The organism is Clostridium moutaii (assembly GCF_041205085.1).
Lineage (GTDB): Bacteria > Bacillota > Clostridia > Clostridiales > Clostridiaceae > Clostridium_B > Clostridium_B moutaii.
In genome coordinates, this window is record NZ_JBGEWD010000013.1 from 1 (window position 1) to 18970 (window position 18970).

13 protein-coding genes and 3 pseudogenes are annotated in these 18970 nt (G+C 30.9%); 10 read left to right on the forward strand and 6 right to left on the reverse strand.

Features of this window, described 5'->3' with window-relative positions; genetic code table 11:
* Positions 1 to 39: 39 nt before the first annotated feature.
* Positions 40 to 825: pseudogene (locus AB8U03_RS12850) on the reverse strand (FAD-dependent oxidoreductase); the annotation flags it as partial.
* Positions 826 to 837: 12 nt separating this feature from the next.
* Entirely contained in the window at positions 838 to 1803 is a 966-nt protein-coding gene (locus AB8U03_RS12855; protein WP_369704957.1) for a sulfide/dihydroorotate dehydrogenase-like FAD/NAD-binding protein, read from the reverse strand.
* Positions 1804 to 2168: 365 nt separating this feature from the next.
* Between AB8U03_RS12855 and AB8U03_RS12860 the strand changes: the two genes are divergently transcribed.
* The 6 genes and pseudogenes from AB8U03_RS12860 (at position 2169) to AB8U03_RS12885 (ending at position 9205) form a co-directional block, all read left to right on the forward strand.
* Positions 2169 to 4025 carry an APC family permease gene (locus AB8U03_RS12860; protein WP_369704958.1) on the forward strand — a complete coding sequence of 619 codons (1857 nt, stop codon included), beginning with the start codon at positions 2169 to 2171 and terminating at the stop codon, positions 4023 to 4025.
* Positions 4026 to 4368: 343 nt separating this feature from the next.
* Positions 4369 to 4818: pseudogene (locus AB8U03_RS12865) on the forward strand (potassium-transporting ATPase subunit B); the annotation flags it as partial.
* Positions 4812 to 5282: pseudogene (locus AB8U03_RS12870) on the forward strand (potassium-transporting ATPase subunit C); the annotation flags it as partial. The pseudogenes AB8U03_RS12865 and AB8U03_RS12870, both read left to right, overlap by 7 nt.
* Before the next feature lie 79 nt (positions 5283 to 5361).
* Complete coding sequence (locus AB8U03_RS12875) at positions 5362 to 5733, forward strand: hypothetical protein (protein ID WP_369704959.1); 372 nt, start codon at positions 5362 to 5364, stop codon at positions 5731 to 5733.
* Between the two features lie 41 nt (positions 5734 to 5774).
* Positions 5775 to 8489 (forward strand): DUF4118 domain-containing protein, encoded by a 2715-nt coding sequence (locus tag AB8U03_RS12880; RefSeq protein ID WP_369704960.1) that lies wholly within the window; start codon positions 5775 to 5777, stop codon positions 8487 to 8489.
* 17 nt (positions 8490 to 8506) lie between these two features.
* Positions 8507 to 9205 carry a response regulator gene (locus tag AB8U03_RS12885; protein ID WP_369704961.1) on the forward strand — a complete coding sequence of 233 codons (699 nt, stop codon included), beginning with the start codon at positions 8507 to 8509 and terminating at the stop codon, positions 9203 to 9205.
* 52 nt (positions 9206 to 9257) lie between these two features.
* On the opposite strand, the gene AB8U03_RS12890 is transcribed toward AB8U03_RS12885, so the two are convergent.
* Positions 9258 to 9803: a helix-turn-helix domain-containing protein gene (locus tag AB8U03_RS12890; RefSeq protein ID WP_369704962.1), complete on the reverse strand. Its 546-nt coding sequence runs from the start codon at positions 9801 to 9803 to the stop codon at positions 9258 to 9260.
* Positions 9804 to 10108: 305 nt separating this feature from the next.
* On the opposite strand from AB8U03_RS12890, the gene AB8U03_RS12895 reads away from it, so the two are divergent.
* Positions 10109 to 11185 carry a M24 family metallopeptidase gene (locus tag AB8U03_RS12895; protein WP_369704963.1) on the forward strand — a complete coding sequence of 359 codons (1077 nt, stop codon included), beginning with the start codon at positions 10109 to 10111 and terminating at the stop codon, positions 11183 to 11185.
* Between the two features lie 96 nt (positions 11186 to 11281).
* Here AB8U03_RS12895 and AB8U03_RS12900 read toward each other — a convergent pair whose 3' ends face one another.
* Positions 11282 to 11596 carry a rhodanese-like domain-containing protein gene (locus AB8U03_RS12900; RefSeq protein WP_369704964.1) on the reverse strand — a complete coding sequence of 105 codons (315 nt, stop codon included), beginning with the start codon at positions 11594 to 11596 and terminating at the stop codon, positions 11282 to 11284.
* Positions 11597 to 11780: 184 nt separating this feature from the next.
* Here AB8U03_RS12900 and brxC point away from each other — a divergent pair, with 184 nt between their 5' ends.
* Positions 11781 to 15314 (forward strand): BREX system P-loop protein BrxC, encoded by a 3534-nt coding sequence (gene brxC, locus AB8U03_RS12905; RefSeq protein WP_369704965.1) that lies wholly within the window; start codon positions 11781 to 11783, stop codon positions 15312 to 15314.
* 69 nt (positions 15315 to 15383) lie between these two features.
* On the opposite strand, the gene AB8U03_RS12910 is transcribed toward brxC, so the two are convergent.
* Positions 15384 to 16076, reverse strand: coding sequence for a DUF3298 and DUF4163 domain-containing protein (locus tag AB8U03_RS12910; protein WP_369704966.1), 693 nt, complete (start codon positions 16074 to 16076; stop codon positions 15384 to 15386).
* Positions 16077 to 16366: 290 nt separating this feature from the next.
* Between AB8U03_RS12910 and AB8U03_RS12915 the strand changes: the two genes are divergently transcribed.
* Positions 16367 to 17218: a YitT family protein gene (locus AB8U03_RS12915; protein WP_369704967.1), complete on the forward strand. Its 852-nt coding sequence runs from the start codon at positions 16367 to 16369 to the stop codon at positions 17216 to 17218.
* A 31-nt stretch (positions 17219 to 17249) separates the two neighbouring features.
* Here the strand turns inward: AB8U03_RS12915 and AB8U03_RS12920 are convergent, their stop codons facing one another.
* Complete coding sequence (locus AB8U03_RS12920; RefSeq protein WP_369704968.1) at positions 17250 to 17993, reverse strand: LysE family translocator; 744 nt, start codon at positions 17991 to 17993, stop codon at positions 17250 to 17252.
* A 327-nt stretch (positions 17994 to 18320) separates the two neighbouring features.
* On the opposite strand from AB8U03_RS12920, the gene AB8U03_RS12925 reads away from it, so the two are divergent.
* Positions 18321 to 18914, forward strand: a complete 594-nt coding sequence (locus tag AB8U03_RS12925) for a GDSL-type esterase/lipase family protein (RefSeq protein ID WP_369704969.1) — start codon at positions 18321 to 18323, stop codon at positions 18912 to 18914.
* Positions 18915 to 18970: the final 56 nt, after the last annotated feature.

An 18970-nucleotide genomic window follows, 5' to 3' on the forward strand; every position in this document is an offset into this window, starting at 1 on the left:
GTTTAAATACTTTTTGATAAGTTGCAGTTTTGTTTATACTGCATGACCTGTATCCAGTAAAATTATATTTTCAGCAAATTCTTTTAAGGCATATTGCTGACATACCTTGGCCTGCAGTTTATCCAGATTTATATCTTCTTTGGGAACTTTGAGTACAGCTACACCTTTTTCTTCGACTTTATTTAATAAGTCTTTGCCGATTGTTTCTTTTGCAAGCTTGCAGGAACCGCTGAAAGCTCCGTAATTTCCATCTGCCCTTTCCCCATGGAGGTCCTCCACTCCGGCACAGCTGCTTATACTTATTCTTGGACCAAATGATGGGCACCTAAGTATACACATAGAGCAGCCATTCCCATATCTTATACAGTTTCCCATGGGTCCTGTGGAACCGGTAGTTTCAACAAATACATCAGCTTCCTCGTAATTCCCATCAGAGGTATATATTCCTTTTATCTTATTGACCTCCATTTTAACATCTACTACTCTTGACATTAAATTTATCTTTATACCTTTGCTTAAAATATATTTCCTAACAATTGGTTCAATTTTATTTACGTCATAAAGCCATGCATGAGCATGATTTGGAAAATCCAAATTTTTATGTCTGGTAAGACTGTCAGTAATATTTATAAGGTCACCTGCTCCGAGAGCTGTTATTTCTTCGGCAGCTGTATATCTGCCGTTGTTTCTCATTATTCCACCTACATTTCCCAGACCGAGGATCATATCTGTTTTTTCATAAATAGTTACATCTGCACCTGCTTTTTTGGCAGTTAGAGCTGCAGCACATCCGGACCATCCAGAACCAATTACTATTACTTTCATAAAAAATGCCCCCTATATAAAATTTCTATCTTTAAATAAATCTCTTGGGTCCATCTGGACCTTGCACAGTCTCTTAACCACATCATTTTTATAATGTTTGGTGCAGCTGGAACATATTCCTTCACCACAGTTCATTTTAGAATTGTTGCAGCAGGAAAAGTTTATGGATTTGTCTACAAATTGGAGAACTTTATAAATTAATATATCAGGACCACCACAATGAATTATATTTATGTCTTCTGTAGTTAAAAGATCTTGGAGAATGGTTTTAAATTTATCTGTAAGATTTTCACCTTTCATGGTTGTACAATTTACTATATCTGAACTGTAATCATCAAAATATTTTTTACTGAAATTGCCATCAAATTGTGTATCAACTATGGAAATGATTTTATTATTATTTGAATATAACTTTTTTATAACAGGAATCGAAGGTGCAATACCTATGCCACGGGCTATAATTAATGAGGTGCCATTTTTAGCTCCGTAGACATTTGAAAGACCCATTATTCCGTTTGAAAATGGACCTCTAACCAATACCTGGTTTTCTTCACCCAATTTAAATAGATTTTTTGTTTTAGTCCCATTTAATTTTATTGCAATCTTTAAGGTGCTTTTATCTATATTAGCTTCCATTATTGATATTGGAACATCATAGTAATTTGCATTTTCTATATTTCTTAAAAATATAAAACTTCCTGGATAAATAAGCTCTCTTGTAAGATTTTCAGGAGCTTTTAAAGTAAGTAAGCATAAATTTTTATCAGGCAAACTCTTTTTAAATACAGTACAAGTATAAGTTTTTCTTAAATTCTTAGCCTTGTTGCCGTTTGATATATATTGGTCGTATATGCAAACGCCGCACCAGTCTTTACACTGGCAAAATTCTTTACCAGAAAGCTGTGAACAAAGCACACAATCCAGGGTTTCCGCAAGATGACATGGGCAATATGCGCCTCCAGCGTCGATACAATTCATGGAAATAACCTCCGTCTATAATTTATTACAAGTTTTATAAAGTTGTGTACAATATTAGGTTATTTTCCAATATAAATTTTGTTACTTAAAAATAGGAAAATTTATTAATTTAGGAGGCCATGTATTTTTGTTTTAAAGTAAAATCTTTATACAATCTTTATATAAATAAGTACAATCTTAATTCTAGTTTTATATTTAGGATGATAATATTATAACTGAAAAAATGCAAAGTTTATAATTGTGCTGGAAATTATATTGGATATAAGATATTTAAAATGTAAATAATAAGCACAGTAGTAATAAAATTATAAAAAACTATAGCATATTGATAAAAAATTAAAAATTTATTTCCAGGGGTGTTAAAAATGAAATTTGAATTACCAAATTTCTCAAATATTCTTATAGGCAAAAGTTTAAAAACTGAGGAATTAAAAAGTGAGAAGTTTAATGTACTTTGGGGACTTCCTATAATGTCCAGTGATGCTATTTCTTCTGTAGCCTATGCAGGGGAAGAAATATTATTAATACTTATTCCAGTTATGGGTATAATGTCCTATAGATATATGCTTTATGCCTCACTGTGTATTGTATTTCTACTATTTATGCTTACATTTTCATATAGACAAACTATAGATGCATATCCGGGAGGTGGAGGTTCTTATATTGTAGCAAAGGATAATTTGGGGACAACTGCTGGGCTTGTGGCAGGTGCTTCACTTACCATTGATTATATATTAACTGTGGCAGTAAGTGCTTCGGCAGGTACTGCAGCAATAACTTCAGCAGTACCACATTTATTGGAGCATAAAGTTGGTATTACATTATTGCTCATATTAGTTTTAGTTATTGGAAACTTAAAGGGGATAAGAGAATCCTCAAAGGTATTTGGAATTCCCACTTATCTATTTATAATCTCAATATTATTTATGATTATATGGGGAATAATTAGAGTACATTTTTTAGGGTATATACCTAAACTCGCTTATAAAATACCTAAGGTTTCAGGAAGTATAACATTGTTTTTATTTTTGAGAGCTTTTGCAGCTGGATGTACGGCTTTAACCGGAATAGAAGCAGTGAGCAACGGTGTGCCAAATTTTAAGGAGCCATCACAAAAACATGCTAAAATTGTATTGACGCTTTTATCATTTATAGTGCTTTTGATGTTTGGGGGGATTTCATATTTGGCTACAATTTATCACGCTGTTCCTAATTCAGAAGTAACTGTAGTTGCCCAGATTTCAGGGCAAATATTTAATGGAAATATCATATTTTATTTGATTCAAATAGCTACAGCTATCATACTAATCATGGCGGGAAATACTTCCTTTGCAGGGTTACCACTTTTACTGGCAATTATGGCTAAAGACGGTTATGCTCCAAGACAATTTACAAAACGCGGGAAAAGGCTCGGTTATTCAAATGGTATAATAACATTGGGCATTTTATCTTCCATGCTAGTTGTAATTTTTAAGGGCGATACACACTATCTATTGGCACTTTATGCCGTAGGCGTGTTTATATCATTTACTTTATCACAATGGGGCATGTTTAGGAGATGGACTAAAAGTAAAAAACAAGGCTGGAGACACAAGGCATTTATAAATGGGTTGGGTGCAGTATTGACTTTTACTACTACTATCATTATAGGAATAACTAGATTTAAACATGGTGCATGGGTGGTTTTCATATGCATACCTTTAATTGTATATGTTATGGGTAAAATAAAAATACACTATTCGGAAGTAGCAAAGCAACTAAAACTTTCTGCGGAGGATTTGCAAATGCCTAAAGAAATAAATTTTAAAAGGCAGAAACGATATGTAATAGTACCTATAGATACTTTGAATAAATCATTTTTAAAAGCATTGAACTATGCCAGAACTATATCGGACAATATAATAATATTTCATGTCTCTGTGGATAATGAAGCTACAGAAAAGCTTTTAAAAAAATGGCACGAGTATGATGTTGACATACCTATAGTCGTGAAAAAGTCTCCTTATAGAAATATAGTGGGGCCGCTAGTTAAATTCATAGAATCGGAAGAATATGCTGCAGGATCAAAAGATACGGTAACAGTAGTTTTGCCTCAATTTGTAGTTACAAAATGGTGGGGAAATATACTTCATAATCAAACTGCAGTATTTATCAAGACCATGTTGCTTAGAAGGAGGAATATAGCTATAATTACTATACCCTATATAATAGACGAAGATTAAATTTGATCATTTTTTGAATATAAATTGTCCTTTAAAAGAGCTTCTCAAAATAGAAAGAGGGATAGCTCTTTTTTAATTGTTATGTTTATTTTACCTTATTATATGAATAATAAAAATTGTAATATTAATTGACACTAGTAGTGTCTAAATTTTTATAAAATCATTATACAGCTGTATGTGATTTTAATCCTAACTTTATATTTGTGATGATAATATTGAAAATGAAAATTAAAGAAGGAATGGGTGCGCTGGATATTATATTTGTTGTTTTAATTTTACTGTTTTTTTATCCTTGAAACATTTTATAAACTGGTGTGAAAAACAGATAAGTAAAAAATGATAATTGGTGTGTCTAATTCCTACTACAATTGGAGGACTGTTATCTGCTATTGGTATAGCAGGCATGGATAGAGTTACAAGATTTAATGTTATAGCCATGTCTGAAAAAGCAGTTGAATCCTGTGGTGATGTAGATACCATGATACTTGATAAAACAGGAACTATAACTTTTGGAAACAGGCTGGCTGCGGATTTTATTTCAGTAGGAGATTCAAATAAAAAAGATCTTATAGATTATTCGGTCATATGTTATCTTAAGGATGATACACCAGAAGGTAAATCTACAGTAGAACTTGGATATAAATTGGGATCTAAAGTAGAAAAGGCTAAATATGATGATTTAAAATTTGAAGAGTTTACAGCACAGACTAGAATGAGTGGAGTAGATTTGGAAGATGGCGTTTCAGTAAGAAGGGGTGAATATGATGCCATAAAAGATAGAGTAAAAAAATTATAGGGCAAAATTTTACTGACCCGAGATTTTTCAGAGGTAGGATTTTATCCATAAATTATAATACTTATACAGAAAAGGATACAAAGCCAGATAAAAATGGAAAAGCAGCGTACTCTGGAGTGACATCCGGATCTCAAAATTTGGCACCATCAAATAAGATACTGCAGGATAGAGTTAAAAAAGATATAGATGATTTTTTAAAAAGTCATCCTGGAGTGAAGAAGGAAGAAGATATGCCTACAGATCTTCTTACAAGTTCAGGTTTAGGGCTTGATCCCGATATAGGTCCTGAAGCTGCAAAAATACAAATACCTGCTGTGTCAAAAGCAACAGGAATAAGTAAGGGAGATATTCAAAAAATAGTTAATAAATATACTAAAGGCAAGACTTTTGAAATTTTAGGTGAACCAAGAGTAAATGTAATTAAAGTCAATCTTGAAATAGCTTCAATTTTAAACAAGTAAAAATTATTTTTAAAACGGGTGTTGAATAATTAAATATGTAGCTAATTATTCAACAGCCTAAAAGCAGGTGATGGATATTATGAAAAAGATATTTGTTATAATATTATTTATGGTGTTTATTGGTTATATATTATTTTTTTTAGAAAGAGGATATAGTGAAGATCCCTATACAGGTAAATATGAATGTCCTCAAAATAATTTAATTTTGGTATTATCCAAAAATAACGACTGTACGGTAATAAACAATTTATATAGAGATACATTTTGCATTAAAGGTAGATATAGTATAAGAAATAATAATATAACAATAGTCTTAAATGAAGGTAAATCAGCCTCTTATAGAAAATTATATTTTAAAGGAGAGGTTGAAGGACATAGAATTGAATTCAATAATTTTTGCAAAAATAATATTGTATTTTATTTAAAAAATAAATATGTACTATTTAAATAAAATATGTATAATTGATTTATATAAATTAATTATACTAGGGGATGATCAAAATAAATTATTACAAAAGGCCTGATCCTGACCATCTTTTAAACAAATTGAAAGAAGATGAGCACAGTAGACGTGGAAAATTAAAAATATTTTTTGGATATGCTGCAGGGGTTGGGAAGACCTATTCAATGCTTAGGGAAGCATATGAAATCAAGCAACTTGGAAAAGATGTAGTTATAGGCTATATAGAGCCCCATGGGAGAAAAGAAACCATGGATTTGGCTAAGGGCATTGAGAGTATAAATACTAAAGTCATCAATTACAGGGGAATAACCTTAAAAGAATTTGATCTTGATAAGGCACTTGCAAGAAATCCTGAAATAATACTTGTAGATGAACTTGCCCACACCAATTCTAAAGGGAAAAGGAACAGGAAAAGGTGGGAAGATATATATGAGCTTCTTGATGGGGGAATTGATGTTTATACTACCTTAAATGTTCAGCATATTGAAAGCTTAAATGATATAGTAGAAAGTATAACTCATATTTCCGTAAGAGAAACCATTCCAGACAAGGTATTTGATGATGCGGATAAAGTTGAAATTATAGACATAGAACCAGATGAGCTTTTAAAACGATTTAATGATGGAAAAGTATATACTAAGGAACGGGTTAAAAGTGCACTTCATAATTTCTTTACTAAAAATAATTTATATGCCTTGAGAGAAATTTCGCTTAGAAAAATAGCGGACAGGGTCAATTATGAAGTGGAAACTGTTAGACTTTCAAAGAACCAAATTACTGTAGTGCCAACTTCAGATCAGATACTGGCATGTATTAGTCCATCTCCTTCTTCTGCAAGGGTCATACGTACTGCTGCAAGAATGGCAGAAGTTTATCGCTCCAAATGGATAGTGCTGTATGTAAAAACCGATAAATCGCAAAAATTAGGGAAAGAAGATACAAAGAGGCTGAATTCATACTTCAACCTTACAGAACAGTTAGGTGGAGAGATAATTACAGTATATGGAGATGATGTATCAGATCAAATAATACAATATGCCAAATTTAGAAATATAACTAAAATAATAATAGGAAAAAATAATAAAAAAACCAGTAGAATATTCCATTTTTATGCTAAAGATGTGGTTGATAAACTCATGGATTCAAATTCCTATACCGACGTTTACGTTGTGCCCAATTCACTATATGAGGAAAAGAAGAAAAAATTTGTTTCAAAATTCAATCCACAGTTTAATTTATCCTTAAAAGAAATTTTTGAAACTGCAGTAATTATATTAACTACAATTTGTATTGCTATGGTTTTTGAACATATGGGATTTTCTGAAGCCAATGTATTCATGATTTTAATTTTAAGTGTTATAATTGTGTACATTAAGACGACTGGATACTTGTTGGGAATAATATCATCAATAATCGGAGTGGCTGCATTTAATTATCTTTTTATTGAACCCAAATATTCATTTCAGTTTTATGATAAAAATTATTTGATTACTTTTGTTATCATGCTTATTGTAGCGTTTATAATTGGCAACCTTACAAACAAGATTCAAAAGGATGCTTCCAATTCGTATATTAGAGAGAAAAGAACGCAAACACTTTATAGAATCAGCAGTAAACTGCTTAGTGCAGTTGGAAATTCAGATGTGGTATCAATAGGCATAAAATATATTTCAAGGCTTGTTGATAGAACTGTTATATGTTATTTATCAAAAGACGGCAAATTATCCACTCCATTTATATATAATGAAGATAATGGAAAAAATAAATTTTCGTTTTTGGATAAAGATGAAAGTGCAGTAGCTTACTGGAGCTTTTTAAAAGGTAAGGAGGCTGGGGCAGGTACGGATACACTTTATGGGGCAAAGGGATATTATGTACCTATAAAAGTTCGGGGAAATATATTGGGAGTTATTGGAGTCTATTGTTCCGAAAGATTTCTTGAGCCAGAGAAGAAATTCATACTTAAAACTGTTACAAGCCAGATGGCTATTGCACTTGACAGGGAAATACTTGTAAGTCAGCAGGAGTCTTCTAAAGTGGACATTGATAGGGAAAGGTTGAGAAGCAGTCTTTTAAGGTCCATTTCTCATGATTTAAGAAGTCCTCTGGCAGGAATTAAAGGAGCTGTGAGTACAATTCTGGAGAATGGTAAATTTATATCTGAGGATACCAAAAAAAATCTTCTCAGTGGTGTTTACGATGATACGGAATGGCTCATAAGATTGGTTGAAAATCTACTCAGCATGACAAAGTTTGATGAAGGTAATATGAAAATCAATAAAAATATGGAATTAGTGGAGGAAGTACTGTCAGAGGCATCACAAAGAAGTTCCAAGTATTTTAAAGATCATAAGATAAAAATAAGCGTCCCTGAGAAAATGATAATGGCTCCTATGGATGGAAATCTGATTGAACAGGTGATTATAAATTTAATAGACAATGCTGCAAAATTTTCTCCAAAAGGATCCCTCATACAGGTGAAAGCTTATGGGAAAAATGAGGATGTATTTTTTGAAGTCATTGATGATGGTATAGGAATAGATGATAAAATACTGCCTTATATATTTGACAGGTTTTTTACAAATGGAAGCAAAATATCCGATTCACGAAGAGGTGTGGGGTTGGGTCTTGCCATATGCAAATCCATTGTAGAAATTCATGGTGGAAAAATTGTAGCTTTCAATAAAAGAAATGGAGGTGCAATTTTTAGATTTAATATTCCTGGTAAAAAGATAATAGATTAAAGGAAGGTGAATGATAAGTGGTGAACAAACCATATATTCTGGTAGTTGAAGATGACAAAATTATAAGAAGGTTTATAACTGCAGCATTGTCTGCTCAAGAGTATAAATATATTGAAACCGATATGGGAAATGAAGCTGTTGCACTTTCCATGTCAAATAATCCTGATCTTGTAATACTTGATCTAGGCCTTCCAGACATTGATGGGATTGAAGTCATATCGAAAATAAGGGAATGGTCCAAAGTTCCCATTATAATTGTATCTGCAAGGGAGAATGAAAGGCAAAAGGTGGAAGCTCTTGATAAAGGAGCAGATGATTATCTGACCAAACCTTTTGGAATAGGGGAGCTTCTTGCCAGAATCCGCGTGTCCTTAAGACATAGCAGAATGAATAATGTTCAGGAAAAAGAAATGAGTTTTTTTAAAGTTAAGAATCTGTTTATTGATTTTGAGAAAAGAAGGGTAGTTGTAGATGGAAGAGACATACATTTAACTCCTATAGAATATAAAATAATGGCACTTTTATGTAGATATTCTGGAAAAGTATTGACTCATAATTTTATTATAAATGAAATTTGGGGTTCTGTTTTGGGAAATGAAACCCAATCACTTAGAGTGTTTATGGCGAATTTAAGGAGGAAGTTAGAAAAAGACCCTACACAACCTGAGTATATATATACAGAGGTAGGAGTGGGATACAGACTTGTTGATGAATAAATTTTGTATTTTATCTGTTTATGAATCGCATTAAAAGAAAAAATCATAACTATTAAAAAATCAATGGAGTTATTACGCAAATCAATTTTGTGTCCTGCTTCATGGGATTCCTCCATGAATGTACAATGGTTGAAGGATATTGTATACAATTTTTGGCTTCAACAAAATATTCGGTTCCATCCAAAGTCACAATGAGACCACCTTCCAATACATATACAAATTCCTCGCCGGGGTGATTGAATTTACTTCCGTGCATCTGCTCAGGAGGTATTATCACCAGCATTGACTCCATGCTTCTTGAGGGGAAATTACTGCTTATTCTTATAAATTCTGAATTGGAACCTTCCATTTTAAATGTTTTTTCTTCATTTATCTTAACTAGAAAATTATGAGTTTCAGGAGCTTTAAAAAAGTAGCTTATGTTAACATTCAAGGCATCTGAAATTTTTTTCAGGGAAGTAATTGCAAGCGAAGAAGAGCCGTTTTCTATCTGAGATAAAAAACTAACTGAAAGACCAGTCCTCTGGCTTAAGTCCTTTAAAGTGAGATTATTTCCTTTCCTTAAATTGCGGATTTTTTCAGCTATTTCACCAATCATTATTTCCCTCCATAATCTTGTATCTAGAATTTTTATATAAGTTTTTACCCCAACATGATATCATAATAAAAAGATATATTCAATAAAATATGTCTTAATAATATCAAAAATTTTAATAAAGTTACAATCCAAAATAATTACTGTGTAATTAAAAATAATTACTGTATTATTAAAAAAATATGTACATGCCAAAAAAAATATGATAGTATTGTAAAGGAACTATTATAATTTTCTGATTATTAATTTATTATTCTCATAAAATATAGGAAATTAAAATAATAATTTATATTAGGAGCTGATTTATAATGATACAAGAAAGACTTAAAAAAGTTTTAAGGATTATGGAAGAGGAAAAGTTACCCCAAATGATAATTTCAGATCCATCTGCTATATTTTATCTTACCGGAAAGTGGATTTTACCTGGTGAGAGAATGCTGGCACTTTATATAACATTAAGTGGACATGACAAATTGTTTATCAATGAGTTATTTCCTATGAGTGAAGGTATAGGAATAGAAACTGTATGGTACAATGATGTGCAAAAACCTGTGGAAATTCTTGCAAAATACGTTGAAAAAGATAAACCTATGGGTATTGATAAGAACTGGCCATCACATTTCCTGCTTAGATTGATGGAATTAAAAGGTGGAAGTACATTTGTAAATGCCTCAGGAATCATTGACAAAGTGAGAATGTGCAAAGATGAAAGAGAAAAAGAGTTAATGAGAAATGCTTCTAAATTAAATGATATTGCTGTAGGCAAAATGATTAATCTTATTCCAAAAAAATATTCAGAAAAGAAAATGGGAAAGATACTTTCTGATATATGGGAGGAATTAGGAGCTGAAGGTCATTCTTTTGATCCAATTGTAGGTTATGGTGTCAATGCAGCAAATCCACATCATGTAATGGATGGCTCAACTGTAAAAGAGGGGGACAGTGTAGTTATTGACATTGGTTGTAAAAAAGACTCATATTGTTCGGATATGACAAGGACTGTTTTCTATAAATATGTACCAGAGCACAGCAAAGAGGTTTACAATGTAGTTCTTGAAGCAAATAAAAGAGGAATAGAAAAAGCTAAAGCAGGAGTAAGGTTTTGTGATATAGATGCTGCAGCAAGAGATTATATTACGGAAAAAGGTTATGGAAAATATTTTACTCATAGATTGGGACATTCTATAGGAATAGATGATCATGATTTTGGTGATGTTTCTTCAGTCAATACTGATATAGTTCAGCCAGGACAAATTTTTTCCATTGAGCCAGGCATTTATATACCGGGGGAAGTTGGAGTGCGAATAGAAGATTTAGTAATTGCCACTGAAGATGGATGTGAAGTGTTAAATCATTATCCAAAAAACTTAATGATAGTGGAATAGTATTAAAAATTGATATAAGTAAGACAAACAGGAGGAATTAGGTTTAGCTGTATTGTTATAACATAAAATAACCTAATTTCTCTGTCTTTTATGAAATTAATGTTTAAGTCTATGATGCCAATTGTCAATTCCACCCAGATCATAAATTTTTTTAAAACCCAGTTTTCTTAATATATTAGAAGCCTTAGCAGATTTTATACCGCATTTGCAGTATACTACAATAACAGAATTTAGATCTAATTGCATCTTTTTTATAGTATCTTTAAAATGCTCAATAGGAATATTTTTGCTATTTAAGATATGTCCTTTATGAAATTCCCTATGAGTTCTAACGTCGATTAAAAGTGGAGGAAACTGGTCTTTAAGCATTTTTCTTAATTCTCTGCTGGATATTTTTTTGATACTTCCCATTTATTATGTCTCCTTTTGCATTTGAATCTTATACTGATAATATATGATAGTCATCTCAATTTCTCATTAAATTTTTATGATATAATAATAAACATAAGCTAGTGCTTTTCAAATATATAAAGTATGATAATTATTATAGGACAGTTACACTTTTTAAAAGATACCAGGGGGCACATTTTATATTATGAAAATTAAAGATATATTCTACAAAAATATTGACAGGGACATAAAAGGTGTTATTAAAATAGGACGGGATTATGAAGGAAATGTAAATCAAGAATTGGATGAATATGTAGTTACAGGGGAACTTTTAAAACATTTCAGCCATTTTTTTAATGCATATAAAAATGGTATAACAGGAAATACTGATAAAATTGGAGTATGGATATCAGGATTTTTTGGCAGTGGTAAATCTCACTTCTTAAAAATATTGTCATATCTTCTTGAGAATAAAACAGTGGGGAACAGGAAAGCAGCGGAATATTTTAATGATAAAATTGAAGATCCCCAAGTTATGGCGGATATTAAGCTGGCAGGAGATACTTTGACGGATGTAATTCTTTTTAATATAGAATCCAAAAGTGATTTGGGTTTTAAGACAAATAAGGATGCCATAGTGAAGGTATTTATGAGAGCATTTAACGATATGCAGGGATTCTGTGGTTCCATACCTTGGTTGGCTGATCTTGAAAGACAGATGGAGATAGATGGAACTTACAATAAATTCAAAAATGCCTTCAGGGAAGCATCAGGAAGAGAATGGAACGATGTCAGGGAAGATTTTTATTATGAGGAGGATTCTTTAATTGAAGCATTGTCAAAATCTACAAAGATGAGCTGTGAATCTGCTAGAAATTGGTTTCGTGAAGGAGAAAAAAATTATTCGTTAAGTGTAGAAAAATTTGCCGGAAGGGTGAAAAAATATATAGAAAGCAAGGGTGAAAATTACCACCTGGTATTTTTGGTAGATGAGATAGGACAGTATATTGGAAATAATTATCAACTTATGTTGAATCTTCAAACTGTAGTAGAAGATCTTGGAACAGAATGTGGAGGAAAAGCCTGGATTATAGTGACAAGTCAGCAGGATATAGATACAGTTACAAAAGCTAGTGGGAATGATTTCTCTAAAATACAGGGAAGATTTAATACAAGATTATCACTTTCAAGTGCCAATGTAAGTGAAGTGATTAAAAAGAGAATTTTGAAAAAAAACAGTAGAGCTTATGACACTTTAAAGCTTTTATATAATAAAAAGAATTCAATACTCAAAAATCTTATAACTTTTTCTGCAGATATACCTGAAAAAACCCCCTATAGGGATTATGAAGATTTTATTGAAGTATACCCTTTTGTGCCTTACCAGTTCAACCTGCTTCAGCAGGTATTTATCTCTCTTGGAATTCATGGAGTTTCAGGAAAGCATCTGATAGAAGGAGAGCGTTCCATGCTTTCTTCCTTTCAAAAAGCGGGAGTTGCTTATGAGGATAATGAAGTAGGGGCGCTTATACCATTTTCAGCCTTTTACCATGCATTGGATGATCTTTGGGATTCTGATGTAAGGAATATAATGATTTATGCTGAAGATAATGAAAGATTAAAACCTTTTGATTTAGAAATTTTAAAGGTGCTATTTATGATAAAATACCTTAAAAAAGTTCCATCAACTATTGAAAACATTGCGACTCTTATGATTGAATCCATAGATCAGGATAAAATAGATTTAAGGAATAAAATAGGTATTTCTTTAAAAACACTGGTAAAAGAGGCAATGGTGGAGAAAAATGGGGAGGAGTATGTATTTTTAACCTATGAAGAACAAATTGTCAATAAGAAAATCAGAAATATAAATATTGATCCGGGTAAAATTATACAGAAAGTTTCCCAGATAATATTTGAAGAAATATACAGGAATAAAAAATACAGATATTCTGCAAGATATATTTTTGGCTTTAATTCTATAGTAGATGGCAGAATATTCAGAGGTAATCAAAATATTGAAATTGGTATTAAGGTAATAACTCCATACTTTGACCATAGTGCAGAGCTTACAGTTCAGGAATTAAAGTTAATGTCCTTTGAGGAAAACAACCTTATAATAAAACTGCCAGGAAACGCAGCTTTTATGGAGGAAATGGAAGAAGTATTAAAAATTCAGGAATATTTATTGCAAAAATGCGATACAGCATCTACTGACAGGGCTGACGGAATAGATATAAGAAAAAGCAAGGAGGTTATAGAACGCAGGGACAGAGTGAGAATCTTACTCTATGATGCACTTGAAAATGCGGATATGTATGTTTGTTCTCAAAAGCTAGATATTAAAGAAAAACACCCTGAAGATAGAATCAATAGCGGATTAAAAATACTAGTAGGCAGTATATATGGCAAATTAAACTACATAAATAAATACATAGATTCTTCCGAAGATATAAATGCCATATTCACTGAAAGTAGTATGCTTATGTCCGTTACAGAAAAGAATGAAAATAAATTGGCAATTCAGGAGATTAATAATTATATTGAAAGGAATACAGTCCGTCATGTACCAATTAAAATGGAAGCAATAAATAGTGTATATTCAAAAGTACCTTATGGCTGGAATCAGCTTGATATAGAGGGAATAGTGGCAAAACTATTTAAAATGCAGGAAATAAGATTGAAATTAAACAGTGAATATATAGATATTTCTGATGGAGAAGTGGTAAAATATATCACAAAGAAAGATTATGGGGATAAAATATTTTTGGAAAAGAGAAGAAAAATTCCTGTAAATCAGATTAAAATTGCAAGAAATTTACTTAAAGAGTTTTTTGGAATTACGGATCTTTCAGATGATGAAGATTGTTTAATGAGAAAATTTAGGGATTTATCATGGAATGAAGTGGCAAAGATAAATGAACTCTTGACATATTATAAACAGTTTGAATATCCAGGAGAAAATATTCTACTTTCAGGAAAGAAAGTACTTGAAAAAATTAAAGGTATAAATGATCCCAAGGAATTTTATGAAAAACTTCAAAATTTAAAGGACGATTTACTGGGTTATGAAGAAGATTTTGTGGACGTAAAGAAATTTTTTGAAAATCAGAAGGATGTTTTTGATAAAGCAGTGAATGTTATAAATATTTATAGAAAAAATAAAACTTATTTGTTGAATAAAAGATCTACTGGCTTAATAGAACAAATTGAAAAAACAATAAAGAGCCAGAAACCCTATTCCAAAATTCATGAATTGCCGGATTTAATAGATAAATTTTCATTGATATTTACGGAACTTTTGGAAAGTGAATGTGAACCTGTTAGGACCGTAATAGAAAGGGATTGTAAAGAGGTATTGAATGAACTGAACAAATATGATTTTAAAGAGCAGTTTTATGGCAGATTTAAAAATTGTTTTGATGATTTGATGACAAGACTTGATAGCTCAAATAGTTTTTATGAAGTTATCGCCATGAAGGAAGAAAGCGACAGATTAAAACTCAGATGTTTTGAAGCTATTAGCGGGAAGTTGTTAATAATTAGACAAAAGCATACAGAAGACAAAGATAAAACATCTAAATGTAATTTAAAAAGGATTGTTAATATAAGTGCTGCCAATATACTTCAAGGAGTAAAAATTTTAGAATCCAAAGAGGATATCAGAAATATTCTAGATGAAATAGGAAGAAAACTGGAAAACGAACTAAAAGAGGATATTATTATTAAATTAGTGTAAGTTGGCAAAATAATAGAAAAGGTGTCAGGTACTATTGACATTACCTTTTCAAAATAAAAATTTGTTGTTTTATCTATTAAGCCTGGCTATAGGACCTACCGGGCTAATAATATTACTTATTTTATTGTATGGAATTTCTATCTTAAAAAGCCCATATACATAAGGGGTATATTCATAAATCTGATAATACAGCACCAGACTATCCGGAGTTAGATAATACTGTTGATCCTCTGTTATTCCCTTATATTCATCGATTAAATCAATATTATTTTCTTTAATGTATTGCTGTGCCAGTTCATTTAAAATTTTAGTATAATATACTTTAGAATTAAATAGATCACTGAACTCATATACCTGGCCTGTCTCAGTGTTCACTGTTATAGAAGAATATTTTGTATATCCATGAGCAGCATGATTTATATAAATACCCATATTAAAAAGTATGCTGAGAACATTTTTCTGGTTTAACATTACCTCATAATTTCCCAGTACATCATGGAAGTCTACAATTTCAGGCAGCAGAACCTGACTCCTAAAAAGCTTGCTTACTTCATCTGCAATAATATTATTAATTTTCGTAAGAGGTTCTGTCTCCTTTTCATTTGATATTACTGGATAGCTAATACTAAAATTAGCAGGTGATAATTTTTGTTCATTTAATTTTACGGAATGGTTACTGCCATCATTTCTGTAGAACCTTAAGCAGGTGTCACCAATATTAAATGTATAATTTGAATTATCGGGATAATTAAAATAAAGCATTTTTAAGTCTCCTCATGATTTTACTTCTCATAATATTTTATTCTGTTTATCCTTTAATGTGCAAATTATTTTATTTCGAATAAATTTTATGTATTTATCTAAATATTTAGTAATAAGATAAAAGAGTATTCATTAGATAGGGAAAGATATGGGACAAGTGACCAATATAATTCATAATTATGCTTGCCTATAAATAATGCCACAAATTAATGGTCAGTTATCATAATTGACCATTATACATATATATAATAAAATCTATTTGCAATAAAGATTTGAAATGGAGAGGTAATATGAAAAATATAAAAAATAATATATTAAAAATACTGGTAATTATAATAGGAAATATCATATATTCTATTGGAGTCAATATGTTCATCATTCCCCATAAATTTTTAAGTGGTGGAGTATCGGGTATCGCAATTATATTTCAGTATTTAACAGATATACCCTCAGGATATTTTGTCATAGCAATAAACATACCTATATTTATAATCGGGTTTAAAATCGTAGATAGGAGATTTGGAATATTTAGTTTTATTGGTATGGCAGCCATGTCTTTATCCTTGATATTCACAAGGTCAGTGCACAGCCTTTATTATCTGCCGGATCCTCTTTTATCGGCATTATGCAGTGGAATGCTTACAGGAATTGGAGCTGGAATTGTATTTAAATGCAGGGCTTCTCAGGGAGGTACGGATATAATAGCAGTGGCAATAAAGAGAAAGTATGGAGTTTCAATAGGAAAAATGGGTTTTGCAATTAATGCAGTAATAGTGGCAATAGGTATGATTATAGGAAATTTACCAATTGCACTCTATACTTTGATATCTATGTATATGTATTCTGTAGTAGTTGATAAGGCAATTGAAGGATTTGATAAGGAAAAGATAATGTTTATAGTAACCAGTGATAATGAAAGTATAGAAAAAGCTATAGTTGAAAAGCTTGGAAGAGGAGTTACCTATCTTTATGGAGAAGGGGCTTATACTGGAACTCAGAAAAAGATTATATATTCCATAATGAGTTCTAGACAGGTGGAGGAGGCCAAGAGATTTATTTATAATTTAGATGCTAATGCAGTTATGTCAATTATGGATGCAAATGAAGTACGGGGCAAAGGTTTTAAACCCAAAGTTTTTTAAAAAATAATCATAGGGTATGAAATACGGTTTTTTATTTATATTTATGGAAGGGTATTTTAGATCTGATGTTAAAAAATATTTTAAATAATTTTGAATGCAAAAATGGAGGCCTTCTGATACTGAAGGAATTAAAGGCACTTAAAAATACTAGTACTCCTCCAAAGATTATTGCTGTGTTTAAAATATTATTTATAAATTTTGTATTTTTAACGTTAAGCTTATTGTTGAATTTTCCTGCTGTAAAAACAAGTATGAACCACCATATCATGCTTCCCGTGAATACACCAAGAATTAAAAAAGATTTGTTCATGGGGCTTGTTTTTACATTTGATAAATGTAAACCTGCAAATACGGCCATAAATGAAAAAATAGTGGCAGGGTTTGCTAATGCCATCAAAAATGTAGAAGTGAAGGTTTTGAATAATAAATTATCATTGGAGAAAATACTTTCCCTATTAAGTTTATCTGTATTTTTGTTTAAGGTTTTGCTCTGTTTTTTACTTATAAAAGGATAAATACCGAAACAAATCAATATAAGGCCGCCTATAATGCGAAAATATAATTCATGTAATACAATAAATCTTTCTATTATTATAAAACCAAGAACAGCCAGTGAGGCATAAATACTATCTGTAAATGCTGATCCAAGTCCGGAAACTAAGCCATATTTGCACCCAAAATCAAGGGCGTTTCTGAGGCACATGGCACCAATGGGTCCTAAGGGCATGCCTGTTATTAATCCTATAAGTACTCCTCTAAATAAATTTGTTAACATAAGATTTATCGCTTCCCACAGTATACTTTAGATTTAATCCAACAGAATTATTTATATTATTATTCACATGCTATTATTTTATCCTTAACGGCATATATCTTCAATGATTTTTCACAAATTTTTATGTCATATTATATAATTTTAGTAGACAGGAAAAATATAAAATAAATTTCCGGAGAGATTATGTAGTATCTTGCTTAATTATACGGCTTCTTAATATAATTGGAAGAAAAATGCTTAAGATGTAAAATAAAAAAGTTTTAAATTAATGCAGTAACTCTGAGACGAGTTTGTATGAGAGATATAAGGATAGGGAGGAGTGGTAAAATGAAATTAGTTTGTTTAGGAGATAGTGTGACTTATGGATATGGGGTGAAAAGAAGTGAGACTTGGACAACTACTCTCAAAAAAAAATTAGGAGTTGAAGTTATAAATAAAGGGATAGCAGGAGATACCTCGGCAGGTATGTTATCCAGAGTATATAATGATGTCATCTTAAATAATCCAACACATACTATAATTATGGGAGGTGTAAATGATTTTGTGTGGAATTTAAATATAGATCAAGCCGCAGCAAATTTAGCTACTATAGCTTTTCAACTTATGCAAAATAATATAATACCTATATTTGGATTATCTATACCAATTTGTAGTGAAATGGCAAAAGAAAAATGGGATTTTTTAATGAATATTTGTGATATAAATAATAAATTAAAAAAATTAAATAGTTTATTAAAGAGTTTTTGCAAAAATTACAATATACAAATCATAGATTTTTATTCTTTTTTTATTAAAGATAATGGGGAAGGAAAAGAAAAATACTATATTGATGGGCTTCATTTAAATGTCAATGGAAATGAAAAAATGGTAGATATTATTTTTAATACTGATATACATAATATTATTAGTCAGGTCAAATAGTTGACAAATTAATTAAAACAATATATCATATTGTACATTAGAAATTATTATATATT

Bases quoted from the DNA above. Each gene is read 5' to 3' on its own strand.
- AB8U03_RS12895 (WP_369704963.1), top strand. From the start codon at position 10,109: ATGATACAAGAAAGACTTAAAAAAGTTTTAAGGATTATGGAAGAGGAA.
- AB8U03_RS12900 (WP_369704964.1), bottom strand. From the start codon at position 11,596: ATGGGAAGTATCAAAAAAATATCCAGCAGAGAATTAAGAAAAATGCTT.
- AB8U03_RS12890 (WP_369704962.1), bottom strand. From the start codon at position 9,803: ATGATTGGTGAAATAGCTGAAAAAATCCGCAATTTAAGGAAAGGAAAT.
- AB8U03_RS12925 (WP_369704969.1), top strand. From the start codon at position 18,321: ATGAAATTAGTTTGTTTAGGAGATAGTGTGACTTATGGATATGGGGTG.
- AB8U03_RS12920 (WP_369704968.1), bottom strand. From the start codon at position 17,993: ATGTTAACAAATTTATTTAGAGGAGTACTTATAGGATTAATAACAGGC.
- AB8U03_RS12910 (WP_369704966.1), bottom strand. From the start codon at position 16,076: ATGCTTTATTTTAATTATCCCGATAATTCAAATTATACATTTAATATT.
- AB8U03_RS12915 (WP_369704967.1), top strand. From the start codon at position 16,367: ATGAAAAATATAAAAAATAATATATTAAAAATACTGGTAATTATAATA.
- AB8U03_RS12875 (WP_369704959.1), top strand. From the start codon at position 5,362: ATGAAAAAGATATTTGTTATAATATTATTTATGGTGTTTATTGGTTAT.
- AB8U03_RS12855 (WP_369704957.1), bottom strand. From the start codon at position 1,803: ATGAATTGTATCGACGCTGGAGGCGCATATTGCCCATGTCATCTTGCG.
- AB8U03_RS12860 (WP_369704958.1), top strand. From the start codon at position 2,169: ATGAAATTTGAATTACCAAATTTCTCAAATATTCTTATAGGCAAAAGT.
- AB8U03_RS12880 (WP_369704960.1), top strand. From the start codon at position 5,775: ATGATCAAAATAAATTATTACAAAAGGCCTGATCCTGACCATCTTTTA.
- brxC (WP_369704965.1), top strand. From the start codon at position 11,781: ATGAAAATTAAAGATATATTCTACAAAAATATTGACAGGGACATAAAA.